The sequence below is a fragment of the Kitasatospora sp. cg17-2 genome, from assembly GCF_054031055.1.
Genome location: NZ_CM132923.1, coordinates 576,769 through 589,620, shown reverse-complemented (window position 1 = coordinate 589,620; position 12,852 = coordinate 576,769). Strand labels below are relative to the sequence as shown.

At 76.5% G+C, this 12,852-nt stretch carries 12 protein-coding genes; 2 read left to right on the top strand and 10 right to left on the bottom strand.

Annotated features, from left to right (window positions below):
* Positions 1-81 precede the first annotated feature (81 nt).
* From ACW14Y_RS02425 to ACW14Y_RS02395, 7 genes are all read right to left on the bottom strand, one after another.
* Positions 82-1,659, bottom strand: coding sequence for a cytochrome P450 (locus ACW14Y_RS02425; protein WP_456985689.1), 1,578 nt, complete (start codon positions 1,657-1,659; stop codon positions 82-84).
* Between the two features lie 83 nt (positions 1,660-1,742).
* Positions 1,743-2,363: a GTP-binding protein gene (locus tag ACW14Y_RS02420; RefSeq protein ID WP_266309176.1), complete on the bottom strand. Its 621-nt coding sequence runs from the start codon at positions 2,361-2,363 to the stop codon at positions 1,743-1,745.
* Positions 2,344-2,703 (bottom strand): DUF742 domain-containing protein, encoded by a 360-nt coding sequence (locus ACW14Y_RS02415; RefSeq protein WP_045945116.1) that lies wholly within the window; start codon positions 2,701-2,703, stop codon positions 2,344-2,346. Before ACW14Y_RS02415 ends, ACW14Y_RS02420 begins: the two co-directional genes overlap by 20 nt.
* The gene (locus ACW14Y_RS02410; RefSeq protein WP_380311302.1) at positions 2,700-3,086 is read right to left on the bottom strand and encodes a roadblock/LC7 domain-containing protein; all 387 of its coding nucleotides are present in this window, start codon (positions 3,084-3,086) and stop codon (positions 2,700-2,702) included. Before ACW14Y_RS02410 ends, ACW14Y_RS02415 begins: the two co-directional genes overlap by 4 nt.
* Positions 3,087-3,103: 17 nt before the next feature.
* Positions 3,104-4,792 (bottom strand): ATP-binding protein, encoded by a 1,689-nt coding sequence (locus ACW14Y_RS02405; RefSeq protein ID WP_456985688.1) that lies wholly within the window; start codon positions 4,790-4,792, stop codon positions 3,104-3,106.
* 540 nt (positions 4,793-5,332) lie between these two features.
* On the bottom strand, positions 5,333-5,776 hold the full coding sequence (locus ACW14Y_RS02400) for an NTP pyrophosphohydrolase (RefSeq protein WP_456985687.1): 444 nt from the start codon (positions 5,774-5,776) through the stop codon (positions 5,333-5,335).
* 149 nt (positions 5,777-5,925) lie between these two features.
* Positions 5,926-6,579, bottom strand: coding sequence for a hypothetical protein (locus ACW14Y_RS02395; protein WP_380311290.1), 654 nt, complete (start codon positions 6,577-6,579; stop codon positions 5,926-5,928).
* A gap of 196 nt (positions 6,580-6,775) precedes the next feature.
* Here ACW14Y_RS02395 and ACW14Y_RS02390 point away from each other — a divergent pair, with 196 nt between their 5' ends.
* Positions 6,776-7,588, top strand: a complete 813-nt coding sequence (locus ACW14Y_RS02390; protein ID WP_380311288.1) for an SDR family NAD(P)-dependent oxidoreductase — start codon at positions 6,776-6,778, stop codon at positions 7,586-7,588.
* Between the two features lie 216 nt (positions 7,589-7,804).
* Entirely contained in the window at positions 7,805-8,242 is a 438-nt protein-coding gene (locus ACW14Y_RS02385; protein WP_380311286.1) for a hypothetical protein, read from the top strand.
* A gap of 161 nt (positions 8,243-8,403) precedes the next feature.
* Here the strand turns inward: ACW14Y_RS02385 and ACW14Y_RS02380 are convergent, their stop codons facing one another.
* From ACW14Y_RS02380 to ACW14Y_RS02370, 3 genes are all read right to left on the bottom strand, one after another.
* Positions 8,404-8,583: a hypothetical protein gene (locus ACW14Y_RS02380; RefSeq protein ID WP_266309170.1), complete on the bottom strand. Its 180-nt coding sequence runs from the start codon at positions 8,581-8,583 to the stop codon at positions 8,404-8,406.
* Positions 8,584-8,823: 240 nt separating this feature from the next.
* Complete coding sequence (locus ACW14Y_RS02375) at positions 8,824-11,922, bottom strand: AAA family ATPase (RefSeq protein ID WP_402724742.1); 3,099 nt, start codon at positions 11,920-11,922, stop codon at positions 8,824-8,826.
* A 334-nt stretch (positions 11,923-12,256) separates the two neighbouring features.
* Positions 12,257-12,712, bottom strand: coding sequence for a serine integrase family protein (locus tag ACW14Y_RS02370; RefSeq protein ID WP_380312431.1), 456 nt, complete (start codon positions 12,710-12,712; stop codon positions 12,257-12,259).
* Positions 12,713-12,852 lie beyond the last annotated feature (140 nt).

The window sequence follows — 12,852 nt, the reverse complement described above, 5'->3', positions numbered from 1 at the left end:
GGTGAACGCCGTCCCGGCCGGTGGGTGTCGGCCCGCCCGTGTCCGCCGGTCCGTGCCCGCCGGCCCGTCAGTGCCCGCCCGTCAGTACCGGAACCATCCGACGAGCCGGGCCCACCAGCCGCGCCGGGGCTCGGCGACGGGGTCGGGGGAGGGCCCGGCCGGCGTCGCTCCGGCCCACGGGGCCGACGCCGCCGGGGGGAGCTGCGGGCCGTCGACGCCCGGGGCGGCGGTGGCGGTGGCGGTGGCGGCAGGGGCGGGCGCGGCGGACGACGGAGCGGAGTCCTCGGCGGACTGCCGCTCGCGCGGGGTGAACTCGACCGGCAGCGCCACCAGATGGCGCGACAGCCAGGCCGAGGTCCAGGTCAGATCCTCCTCCGGCACGGCGAGCCGGAGGTCCGGCAGCAGGGTGAGCAGGCAGTCGATCCCGGTCTCCGCGATCGCCCGCCCGATGTCCTGGCCCGGGCACTCGTGCGGGCCGCTGCCGAAGGACAGGTGGGAGCGGTTCCCGTGCAGCGGCTTGGCCAGGTCGGGCCGGACGATCGGATCGACGTTCCCGGCGGCGAGGCCGAGCAGCAGCATGTCCCCGGCCCGGATCCGCTGCCCGCCGAGCAGGGTGTCCCCGGTGGCCCAGCGGCCGGCCACCAGCGACATCGGCGGGGCGTCCCACAGGACTTGGTCGAGCCCGTCCGGCACGGTCATGTGGCCGCCCGACAGGTGGGCCCGGAACCGGTCGTCGGTGAGGATCATCTTCAGCGTGTCGGCGATCAGGTTGACCGTCGTCTCGTTCGCGGCCAGCAGCACGACCCGCAGGTGCTCCAGCACCTCCTCGTCCGTCAGCGCGGCCTCGTGCTGCATCAGCCGGGTGCAGAGGTCGGCGCCGGGATCGGTCCGCTTGCGCTCGACCAGCCGGCGCAGGGCCGCCACCACGTGCTCGTTGCTGGCGATGGCGGTCTCGGTGCCCTTCATGAGGTCCCGGGCGGCCTCGACCAGGCGCGGGCCGTACTCCTCCGGCATGCCGACCAGCTGGGTCATCACCAGCATCGGCAGGTGCTCCGCGAACCGGCTCACGAGTTCGGCCTCGCCGGCCGGTCCGAACTCCTCGACCAGCTCGGCGGTGTAGCGGGTGACGAAGCGCCGGACGCCACGCCGGTCGGTGCCGTTCAGACCGTCGGTGACGGCGCCGCGCAGCCGCCGGTGCTCGGCGCCGTCGGCGAAGACGCAGAGCGGCTGCCAGGCGATGACCGGCATCAGCGGCGAGTCCGCCCCGACCCGTCCCTCCTGGAACGCCCGCCAGCGGCGCGAGTCCCGGGAGAAGCGGGAGGGCGTGCGCATCACGGTGAGGTTGGCCGAGTGGCCGAGGACCAGCCAGGCCGGCAGGTCGCCGTGCAGCAGGACGGGCGCGACCTCGCCGTACTCGGCGCGCAGCTTCTCGTACAGGCCGGACGGGTCGGCCTCGGCCTCGGGCCCGTAGAGGCGGCGGAGTTCGGCGACGGGCAGCTCGTCGAGGCAGGGCAGGTCGCTCCCCGGTTCGGCGTCCGCCGGACCGGCGGGCCTCGGGATCCCGAGCGCCGGGGTGTCGGTACCCGGGGTGTCGGCCCCGTGGGCGGGGCAGCCGGCCGGCGGGGCGAGGGGGGCGTCGTCGCGGAACGGGGTGGTCACGGTGTCTCCGGGGGTCGTCGTCGGCGGGACGAGGTCGGACGGGCGGGGGGAGTGGGGGAGCGGGGCGGGGACGGGCGGTGCGCTCACCGCGCGGTCCGAGACCCCGCCAGGTCGTAGAGGTAGTGCATCAGCGCGAGCAGCACGTCCCGTCCGGACTCGCGGACCCGGGCGTCGCAGGCGACGATCGGGACCTCGGGCGGCAGGTCCAGCGCGAGCCGCAGTTCCTCGTCCGGGTGGGCGGGCGCGCCGGGGAAGGCGTTGGCGGCGACCACGAACGGCACGCCCCGGTCCTCCAGCCGCCCGATCACGTCGAAGCTGACCTCCAGCCGGCGGGTGTCGACCAGCACCACCGCGCCCAGCGCCCCCTCGAACAGGCCGTTCCACAGGAACCAGAACCGCTCCTGCCCGGGGGTGCCGAAGAGGTACAGCACCAGCTCGTCGCTGATGCTGATCCGGCCGAAGTCCATCGCGACCGTGGTCTCGGACTTCCGCTCGATCCCGGCCAGGTCGTCGACGTCCGCCCCGGCCTGGGTCATCGTCTCCTCGGTGGTCAGCGGGCGGATCTCGCTGACCGCGCCGACCAGGGTGGTCTTGCCGACGCCGAAGCCGCCGACGACGACCACCTTGACGGCCGCGGTGGCCGAGTCCGGCAGCAGGTCCTCGTCGGCCGGCCCGCGCACCGTGTCAGAGGCGCTGAAGTCCATGCATCACCGCCTCCAACAGGGCACGGTCGGGGAGAAGCGCGGCCGGGACGGAGGCGCGTGCCTCGACCCGCTCCTCGGCCACGAGGTCGGCCAGCAGCACGGTGACCGCGCTGACCGGCAGCCGCAGGTAGGCGGAGATCTCGGCCACCGAGAGCGGCGATCCGCACAGACGCAGGATCGCCGCGTGCTCGGGCGGCATCGAGGGGGTGGGCTCCGCACGGGAGACGATCAGCGTGACCAGGTCCAACGCGGCCCGTCCGGCCGGTTGGGTGTGGCCGCGCGTGATCACGTAGAAGCGTTCCGGGGCGTCCTCGCCCCAGTCCCGGCCGGCTGTGCTCATGCGACGGGCTCGCCCCTTCGGGGAGGCGTACTGAGGTGCTCGCCGATCCGGGCGACCAGGTCGCGCATCCGCTGGCCCATCAGCCCGGCGTCCACGCCCTCGTCGGCCAGTACCGCGAGGTAGGCCCGGGCGCCGGCCGCCATCAGGTAGAAGAAGCCGCCGCCCATCTCGATCACCACCAGCCGCATCCGGCCGTCCCCGTGCGGGAACTCGTGGCCCACGGCCGCCGCCAGGCTCTGCAGCCCGGCGCAGGCGGCGGCGAGCCGGTCGGCGGTGTCGGTCTCGGTGCCGTGCTGGGCCATCCGCAGTCCGTCCGCGGAGAGCACGATGACGTTCCGGACGTGCGGGACTTCGTCCGCCAGCTGCTTGAGCAGCCAGTCCATGTTGGTCCGTGGCTGAATCACCGCTGGTCCTTCCCCGTCTGGTCCCCGTTGTCGTGGTCGGCCGAGCCGGTGCCGTTGACCCCTTCGGTGAAGGCGGCCAGCCAGAGGCCCGGCTGCACCGCCCCCGCCGGGGTGGAGGGATCGGCACCGGGCCGGTCGGGTGGGCCTCCGGACCCGTCGGCGCGACCGGTCGGGCCCGCCGGGCCGTTCGGGGCCACGGAGCCGTTCGGGCCCGCCGGGCCGTTCACCGCTGAAGCGCCGTTGACCGCGGACGCGCCGTTCGCGGCCGAGGTGCCGTTCGGGCCCGTCGCGCCGCCCCTCGCGGCCGTCCGGCCGGTCGTGCCGCCGGAGCGGGCGGTGGTGGTGCGGGTCGTCTGGGCGACGCCGATCCGGGCGGTCGGCGCGGCGTGCCGGCGCCGGCGGGGCAGACCGGTGGCGGTGCGCTCCGTCACCACCGGGACGTCCTCCCCACCACCGCCGAGCGGCCCCGGCAGCGAGCCGGAGAGCGGTCGCCGCGGCGGCGGCGAGGTGTGCGGACGGCGGTCGTCGACCGGCTCCGGACCGGACGAGCCGGTGACACCGATGCCGTGGGCGCGGCCGGTGGCGGGCGCGGTGGTGATCAGCTCCTGCGGCACGACCAGCACCGCCCGCACCCCGCCGTAGGCCGAGGGGCGCAGCGAGACCTGGAAGCCGTACGCCCGGGAGAGCCGGCCGACGACGGCGAGGCCGAGCCGGGGGGTCTCGCCGAGATCGTTGAGGTCGATGCCGGCCTGTGCCTCCAGCAGCATCCGCTCGGCGCGGGCCCGGCCCTCCTCGCTGAGGCTGAGCCCGCCGTCCTCGATCTCGATCGCGATGCCGGTCTGCACCTCGACGGCGGTCAGGTGCACGCTGGTGTGCGGGGGCGAGTAGCGGGTGGCGTTGTCGAGGAGCTCGGCGACCGCGTGGATCAGCGGCTCGACCGCCGGGCCGGTCACCGCCACGTCGGAGACCGGGTGCAGCTCGACCCGCTGGAAGTCGAGGATCCGCGACATGCCGCCGCGCAGGACGCTGTACAGCGGCACGGCCCGGTTCCACTGGCGGCCCGGCCGCGCGCCGCCGAGGACGGCGATGCTGTCGGCCAGGCGGCCGATGAGGGCGTTGCCGTGGTCGACCAGCAGCAGGTCGTCGAAGACCGCGGGGTCGTTGCCGTGCCGGTGCTCCATGACGCGCAGCTCGGCGGCCTGCCGGTGGACGATCGCCTGCACGCGGCGGGCGATGTTGACGAAGGAGTTCCGGGCCGACTCGCGCAGCGCCTCCTCGTTCTCGACGGTCTCCAGTACGGCGCGCAGCAGGGTCTGCTGCGCGGCCCGGAACTCCGCGCCGACGGTGACGTCCTGGAGGGCGTACGCGTGGACCAGGTCCTCCAGGCCCTCGCCGCGGGTGAGCCGGGTCATGGCGGCGGGCAGGACGGACTTGGCCAGCCGGATGTACTCGGTCTCCTGCCGGGTGAGCCGGCGGATCAGTTCACCCTCGCGCTGGACGGCCCGTGCGCGCAGTTCCTCCGTCGCCCGGCCCCGGCGGGCGGCCTCGGCGGCGACCAGGACCACGGCCAGGGTGCCCACCGCCGCGCAGACGGCGACGCGCAGGCGCGAGTCGGGGGTGGCCGTGGCCACGGCGGCGGCGGCCACGGCGGCCGTCACGACGGCGGGCAGGAGCCAGACGAGCACGGGGGCGGAGCGCCGGCGTCCGGGTGACGAACCAGCACCATGCATTCAGAATCCTCAAACGATCGGAAGAGTGGGGGAACGGGACGGGTGGCCGGTGGGCCTCGGGGGTTCGGAGCGGAGCGGTGGGGTGGGCGGGGGCGCGCGGGTGGTGCGCGGCACGGTGGGCCTCCGCCGTGCGGCGCCCGGGGACGGCGGGCGCACGCCGGTGGCGGGAGCTGGTCGTGCGGACCGGGCCCGTCGCCGGGCCGGTGATGGCACCAGGTTTACCGCGCCCCGCGCGCCCCGAACCGGCGCTCGCGCCCGGTTCGCCAATGCGAGCGGTCTCCGGGTGAACTTGCCCCGAGCAAGGGGCACTTCGTGCTAGGGCCCGGATCCGGGCGGTGGGGGGCGGTACCCGGGGCGTCAGCGCGGGCCGGACCGTGTCCACCGAAATGATGAGCCGTCGAGGGCCCGCCGGCCGGGTGACGGGGGAGGCTGGCGGGCCCGCTCGACCGGCGGGAGGGGCCGGGAGCAGGGAGCCGGGAGAGGATGCGGGAGGTGTCAGGCGGGGCGGACGGCGCGGGGGCCGGTCACGGCGGCACCGAGCGCGGTGACCCGGTCGCGCAGGCCCCGGTCCGCCGTGACGACCAGGCAGCTCCGTCCGGGGCGGGCGGCGAGGGCCGCCGCGACGAGTGCGACGATCAGATCGTCACCGCTGCCGCCGGCGGCCTCGACGCGTACCTCGGGTGTGGCCGTGACGCCCCGGGCCGCGCCCTCGACGACGAGGAGCACCTCCAGCGGGCCGGTCCGCGCCCAGTCCGGGACGTCGGCCCGCTCGCCCGGGACCCCGTGGCCGGCGACGGGTGCGAGCGCGTCCCGCAGCCGCTCGGCCGCACCGCGCCGGTCCCGCCACCAGCCGTCGGGCACCGAACCCACCACGTTGGCGCCGTCCACCACGAGCAGCGGCAGCTCGGGGACGGTTTCGCCCGTCCTGCTCTCTCCCATGGCGGGCCAGTCTGGCACGAACCCGCGGGGCGGCGGCGGGAGCGGCGCGGAGCGGGTGACGGGGGCGTGCGGGCGGTCGGGAGCGCCGGTCGGCCGGTGCCCGGGCGGATCGCGTCGGTCCGCGCCGGTCCGCCGTCGTCCCCGCCGGATCAGAGGTCGGGGAAGCACTCCTCGGCGAACTCCCCGCCGAACACCTGGTGCGCGTGGGTGAGCATCCGGCGGGCGTAGACCGGGTTCCGGGCCAGGGCGGAGTAGCCGTCGCCCTCGACGGTCAGCAGCCCGCAGGTGTCGGCGAGATAGACGTCCAGCCCCGGGTACATCAGCTCGACGCACGGGATGTCGTCCACGTCGAGCGCGAGCACCGGGTACTCGCCGTGCGCGTCGCCCGCACCGGTCGCCAGGACCCGGCGCGAGTCGGAACCGCCCGGGAGCAGGAAGCACTCGTCGAAGCGGTCCGAGACGCCGTCGAAGCAGGAGCCCCAGAGCTCGCCGAGCTCGTCCCGCGCCAGCTCGCCCAACGGCCTCGGCGTGAAGCGGTCGTCCTCGTCGAGCCAGCCGAACCGGCGCAGCAGCCCGGTGTCGAAGGCCAGCCAGCGCCGCAGGCTCGGCGGCAGCGGCCGGCCGCTGGGGAAGACCGCCTCGGCCAGCGGCCCGGCCGGCAGCGGCTGCGGCTCGCCCGTCAACCACGGCCCGGCCCACGCGCTGTAGGCCAGGATCGGCCGGTGCGGGTCCGCCTCGACGGAGGCGATCACGCGCTCGGTGAGCGCGATGCCGTGCTCGGCGGTCGGGGGGATCGGGGTCACGGGGTTCATCGGGGCTCGCTGTCCTGTCCGCGAATCGCTCAACTGGTGCTCGGTCGCGCCGAATCTACGGCCCGCCTCCGACAATCCACGGCCCCGGGGCTGCCACGAGGCTGCCACCGGGCGGTCCTGACGGGCTGTCGGGTCGCTCCGCCTAGGATCGACGGTTCACGAAACATCGATCCCGGAGGTCACAGGAATGTCGGACCAGCGTGTAGTCGTCGTCACCGGCGGAGGCAGCGGCATCGGCGCGGCCACCGCGCGGCTGCTGCGGGCCGAGGGCCACCACGTGGTGGTGTCCGGCCGTCGGCGCGAGCCGCTGGAGCGGATCGCCCGGGAGACGGGGGCGCTCGCGCACGTCTCCGACACCACCGAGCCGGACGGTGTCCGCGACCTGGTCGCGGCCGCCGTCGCCGGTTACGGGCGGATCGACGGCCTGGTGCTCAACGCCGGTGTGGGCCGGGGCGGTTCGGTGGGCGAGGTGACACTGGAGGACTGGGAGCTGGTGATGCGGACCAATCTCACCGGCCCCTTCCTCCTGCTGCGCGAGGCGCTGCCGCACCTGCTGGCCGCGCGCGGCGCGGTGGTGGCGGTCGCCTCCGTCTCCGCGCTGCGCAACGGTGCCGGCAGCGCCGCCTACGCGACCTCGAAGGCCGCGCTGCTCCAGCTCTGCCGCTCGCTGGCCGTCGACTACGGCCGGCTCGGCCTGCGGGCCAACACCGTCTGTCCGAGCTGGGTGCGCACCGAGATGGCGGACCGCAGGATGGCGCGCTTCGCCGAGGAGGCCGAGCTGGCCGGCGGTGTCGAGGAGGCATACCGCGAGGCGACGGCGCTGACCCCGGCGGGCCGGCCGGGGGAGCCGGAGGAGGTGGCCGCCGCGATCGGCTGGCTGCTCTCCCCGGCGGCGGGTTATGTGAACGGCGCGGTGCTCACGGTCGACGGTGGGGTGACCGCTCTGGATCCCGGTACGGCGGCCTTCGGACTGCGCATGGAGCCGCGCTCGGGCGGCTGACCGGAAGGCCGGTCGGGCGCCCGCTCGGTCGAGTGGTCGCCCGGCCGACCGGACCGATGAAATTCAGTCATTGAAAGGCTGAAATCAGCAATCGGCTTCAAAGAGAAGGCTGGACGGTAATCCTCCGCTTGAATCGATGGCACCATGTGAGGTGTGAAGCATGAAATGTCACATGGCTTCACTCTGCCGTCCCTACCCACGAACGGGAAAAACCCGATGAATCGGCCCCTCGCCATCCTCGCCACCAGCGCCGCCCTGACCGTCGCCGGTGTGCTCCCCGGTACCGCGCTCGCCGCCGACGCGGCCGCCTCCCCGAGCGTCCCGGGGACCTGCGCCACCAGCTACCGGGGTGTGGTGGTCAACGAGATCTGCGCCATCGTCAGCGGCGACCAGGTGACCTTCCACGGCCGGACGACGCCGACCAGCGTCAGCTGGACCCCGCGCCAGGTGCCGTTCCGCCTCACCGCGAGGATCGTCGACGGCGCGGAGCTCGGCACCGTCACGCCGACCGTCAACGTCAGCTGGTCCGCCACTCCGGTGGGCCGGATCTCCGGCGTCCTGCCGTGCGGCTCCACCGCCGAGGCGACCCTCGAAACCACCCAGTGGGGGTGGCCGCCGGCCGCCGTCACCCTCTCCGTCGCGGCTTCCTGCTGATCCCCGCAGAGACGTCCGCACGGCAAAGGGCCCTGCCTGGTCGGCCAGGCAGGGCCCGTTTCCTTCGGTGCGTCAGCCGTTCCGGGCCGTTCCCGGCCGTCCCGGCGCTCGCTTCCCCCCGCTTCCCGACCGGGAACCGCCCACACGGTCCCGGCCGGTGTTCAGTGCGCCCAGTGGAGTCCGGGGCCGGACCGGCTGAGCCGGGCCAGACGGACCAGGGCGACCGGGTGGTGCCCGGCCTTGCGGGGGGAGGGGGAGAGCCGGACCGTGGCCTCGGCCCGGTCCGGGCCGTCCGTCGCCGGTCCGGCGGTCGCGCTCGGCGCGTGGTGACGTGCACTCATCACTCGAAATCCCTCCTGGTCGGGGAGCGGCTGCCCCGCTCGCTCGCCAATGACCACCAGGGAACCGGCCCGGACCGGCCGGATCAATGCGGGTGACTACCTATCGGCCGGCGGGAACGCTGGGGGCGCCTGCCGTGCGGCACCCACCGGCCCCGTCCGGGGCGTCCGCGCGGGCCCGTCGCGCCCGGCCCTCCGACCCGCGCCCGGCCCTCCGACCCGCGGCCGCCCTTGCCCGCCGCCTCACCCGCCGCCCTCGCCCGCCGCGTCCTCGGCGTCCGCCAGGGCCAGCGCCTGCGCCGTCCCGGCCCGGCCGGTGCCCAGCTTCGCCAGCACGCTCGCCACATGGTGCTCCACCGTGCGCGGCGACAGGAAGAGGGCCTGGGCGATGTCCTGGTTGCCGGTCCCCTGGGCGAGCAGTTCCGCCACCTGCCGTTCGCGAGGCGACAGCCGCTTGCCGTAGCCCCGGCGGCCCGGCGAGCCGATCCCGCCGAGATCGAGGTCCCGGCGCAGCTTCCGGCAGCGGGCGGTGTCCGTGGTGGCCCCCAGCTCCAGGTAGACCCGCTCGGCGGCGGCCATCCGCTCCGCCGCCCGCGCCCGGTCGCGCGCGGCCAGTGCCGCCGCGATGCGCTCGTCGGCCCGCGCCGCCTCGTACGGCCGCCCGATGTCCTGCCAGTGGTCCCTGGCCCGGGTGAACGCCTCCGCCGCCTCCGGATCGCCGTCCGCGCCCAGCAGCAGCCCCCGGGCGAGGTGCAGCGACGCCGTCACGGCCGGCGCGCCCCGGTCGGTGAGCGACTCCGCCGCCTCCTCGGTGACCTCCCCGGCCTCGGTCCGCCCGCCCGTCGCGAGCAGGGCCTCGACGGCGACCGGCAGCAGCTCGGCGGTGCGCGCCCACGCGTCGGCCTGCCGGGCCGTGGCCAGCGCGGGCCCGACCGTGCCGGCGGCCCCGGCGGTGTCGCCCTCCAGCAGTTGGAGGCCGCCGAGCCCGGCGGCCGCCCGCAGCGCCACCGTCACCTGCGACTCCCGCTGGCCGAACCGGGCGGCGATCTCGAACTCCTCCCGGGCCAGCGCCAGCCGGCCCCGCCCGGCCGCGAGCCGCCCGAACAGCAGCGAGCGCTCGGCACCGGCCATCGCCAGGTCGTCGAACTCCGCGCCCAGCCGGGCGAACCGGGGTTCCACCAGGTCCCAGCGCCCGGCCAGCATGTCGAGCCGGATCAGCGCGAGTCGGCTGTAGCACTCCAGGTACGGAATGCCCGTCAGCCGGGCCAGCCGACGGCTCTCCTCCAGCAGGTTCGCGGACCGGCGGTCGTAGCCCAGCTCGATCGCGATCTCGCCCGCGTTGTACAGCGCCCGGGTGGTCTGCCGCATCACCTCGGGACGCTCGGAGTCGCGCGGCAGCTCGTCCAGCCGGTCCCAGACCGCCGGATCGCCGTCCCGGGCCTGGAAGGTCAGCGTGGTGGCCCGCACCGCCGCGGACACGTCCTCGTCCGGGTTGGCCGCCAGCAGGCCCTCCGCCCGGGCGAGCCACTCCCCGGCCCGGCGGCCGGCGCCGTCCCGCTCGTCCATGGCGATCGCCACCATGGCCCGGGCCGCCCGCACGGGGCGCTCCTCCAACTCCTCCAGGGACTCCCGGATCCGGTCGAAACCGGCCCGGTTGCCGCTGTGCACCGCCATCAGGAAACCGAGCGCGAGCCGGATCTCGCCCCGGTCGGCGACCGGCAGCCGGGGGTCGGCCACCATGCCGCTCAGCACCTGCACGCTGGCCGCCGGGTCGACGTCGTCGGCCGCGAGCCGGGCCAGCGCCAGGGCCGCCCGGCCGCGGCGGCGCGGGTCGAGGTCGGGCTCGTCGAGCAGGCCGCGCAGCATCCGCCGGGCACCGCCCGGATCGCCGAGGGCGGCGGCCTGGTCGGCGGCGGCCTGGGCGAGGTCCTGCCAGGCCGGGCGGTCGCCCATGGCCAGGGTGTGCTCGGCGATCCGGGCGAGCGGCCGGGGCTCCCTGGTCCCCAGCGCGGCCACGGCCCGCTGGTGCAGGACCCGGCGCCGGGGCCCGGCGACCCGCCCCTGCGCGACCTGCCGGGCCGACGGGGAGCGGAAGGCGTAGCGGTCGGGCGCGGTCTCCCGCAGGACGGCCGCGTGCAGCGCCTCGGTCAGGCCGTCGGCCCCGGCCTCGGCGTCCAGCCCGGCGACGGCGGTGAGCAGCGCCTCGTCCGCGGGCACGCCGAGGACGGCGGCCGCCGCGACGACGGCCGCGCCGTCGCCGCCGAGGCGGGCGAGCCGCTCGGTCACCGCGTCGCGCAGTCCGCGCGGGACCTCGGCGGCGGCCAGGACGGCGGCGAGGTCGCCGGTGGCGGTACGGCCGCCGGAGACGCCGGTCCGCTCGATCGCCGTGGCTCCGGTCGCGGCGGATCCGGCGGCCGCGGGTCCGGTCGGGGTGCGTTCGCTCGGGGCGCGTTCGGCCAGGGTCCGCAGGTCCTCCTCGACGGCCAGCGGCAGGCCTTGGCTGCGCTCGTACAGGACCCGCGCGAGTTCGGGGGTCGCCGCCGGGCCCAGGACCGACCGGGCCAGCGCCGTGACCTCCCGCTCGTCCAGGGGCTCCAGCCGCTCCAGCCGGACCGGGGCGCCGACGGCCCCGTGCCCCGCACCGGCCCCGTGTCCGCCGGTCCGGGCGGGCGCCGGGCGGAAGGCCGCGCCGGGCGCCGGGGCGCCGGGCGGCAGGTCCTCGGGGCGGTAGGTGACCACCAGCGCGAGCCGCGGCGGCAGGTCACGGGCCAGCCGGACCAGCAGGTCGAGGGTCGCGTCGTCGGCCCACTGGAGGTCCTCGACCACCAGCACCGGGGCGTCGAGCGCGGTGAGCAGCGCCCGCACCCCCTGGGCGAGCAGCCGGCGCGCGGACAGCAGCGTCCCGCCGTCCGGCGGCGCGGCCGGCAGCTGGGCGGCGAGATCGGGCAGCACCAGGCGCAGCGCCCCGGTGCTGGGCGGCAGCTCGGCGGGCGGGGGCAGTAGCGCGGCGGCGTCCCGCAGGGCGTCGACCACCGGTCCGAACGGCTCCGGTTCGCGCAGCGGGTGGCACCGGCCGAGCAGCACCGGCCGGCGGGGTGCGGTGTCGCCGGAAGGCGCGGGCGTCCCGGTCCGGGCCGTCCCGTTCCCGGACCTTTCGTCCAGGGCGCGGACGGCCTCGGCGACCAGTCGCGACTTGCCGCTGCCCGCCTCGCCCTCGACGAGCAGGACGGCCGGGGGCCGGGCGAGCGCATCGGTCAGCCGGGCGAGTGCGCCGACCCGACCCACGAAGGCGGCCCCCGGGGCTCCCCCCTCCGGCGCGGTCGGCGACAACGGCCGGTTCATCGGCGCCGCGCCCGGCCACGCCCGGCGCGGCCGTCGGCACCCCGGCGCGGGGCGGATCCAGTCTGAGCGGGCATACCCCTATGATGCCCGCGCCCGGCCCGGCGGCATCGGCCGGGTCGGTCGGGTCGGCCGGTGTCCGGCGTCGGGCAGCGGCCGGCGGCCCGGCCCAGGGGTGCGTCGTCGAACCCGCGCCCGCGGGGCGACGGAGGGGTTACGCAGGACCCCGGCCCTCGGCCGGGAGACCCCCACGCCGGCCGCTCGTCGGACGCCGAAGGCCGGGGGAGCCGCCCGCTCGCCCTCCGGGCGGCTCCCCCGGCCTGGGGTTCGAGGATCCCTAGACCGCCTGGTACGCGGCCGGGCCCTCGTCCGGCGCGGGACGGGGCGGCCGGACCGGGCCGAAGCCGGGGACGGCCGACAGCCGCGTCACCCCGACGGGCCGGACGACCCGTCCCGGCGCCTCGATCACCTCGCAGCCCGCCCGGGCGAACCGCCGGACGATCTCCTCGGCCGCCCGGTCGTCGAGCGCGAACACGAACGGGCCCGGGACCAGCACCGCGTCCACCCAGCCGCGCTCGGCCGCGACCAGCAGGTTCTCCAGCGCCGGCAGCGGACCGTCGGTGCTGAGCCCGTGGTCGCTGTACACGTCCGGCATCGGCAGCCCGAACCGGTCGGCCAGCTGCTCCATGGCGGTCCGCATGTAGTCGGCCTCCCGGGCGTCGTAGGGCCGGCACCGCAGGTACATCGCGGCCCGCCGCATCGTCGGACGTGCCGGTCGGTGGAGGTCGTACATGCCGTTCACCTGGCTCTGGTCACTGTGCGTGTGGGGGCGGAGGGCACCGGGCGGCAGGTGGGGGAGGGGCTGGGCCGGGGCGAGTCCCGGCGGCCACCGGGCCGATACCCAGCGGACTCCCGGAATGGTACGGGGATCAA

Coding starts and splice junctions, on each gene's coding strand:
- ACW14Y_RS02420 (WP_266309176.1), bottom strand. CDS start 2,363: ATGGACTTCAGCGCCTCTGACACGGTGCGCGGGCCGGCCGACGAGGAC.
- ACW14Y_RS02415 (WP_045945116.1), bottom strand. CDS start 2,703: ATGAGCACAGCCGGCCGGGACTGGGGCGAGGACGCCCCGGAACGCTTC.
- ACW14Y_RS02410 (WP_380311302.1), bottom strand. CDS start 3,086: ATGGACTGGCTGCTCAAGCAGCTGGCGGACGAAGTCCCGCACGTCCGG.
- ACW14Y_RS02400 (WP_456985687.1), bottom strand. CDS start 5,776: ATGGGAGAGAGCAGGACGGGCGAAACCGTCCCCGAGCTGCCGCTGCTC.
- ACW14Y_RS02390 (WP_380311288.1), top strand. CDS start 6,776: ATGTCGGACCAGCGTGTAGTCGTCGTCACCGGCGGAGGCAGCGGCATC.
- ACW14Y_RS02385 (WP_380311286.1), top strand. CDS start 7,805: ATGAATCGGCCCCTCGCCATCCTCGCCACCAGCGCCGCCCTGACCGTC.
- ACW14Y_RS02380 (WP_266309170.1), bottom strand. CDS start 8,583: ATGAGTGCACGTCACCACGCGCCGAGCGCGACCGCCGGACCGGCGACG.
- ACW14Y_RS02375 (WP_402724742.1), bottom strand. CDS start 11,922: ATGAACCGGCCGTTGTCGCCGACCGCGCCGGAGGGGGGAGCCCCGGGG.
- ACW14Y_RS02370 (WP_380312431.1), bottom strand. CDS start 12,712: ATGTACGACCTCCACCGACCGGCACGTCCGACGATGCGGCGGGCCGCG.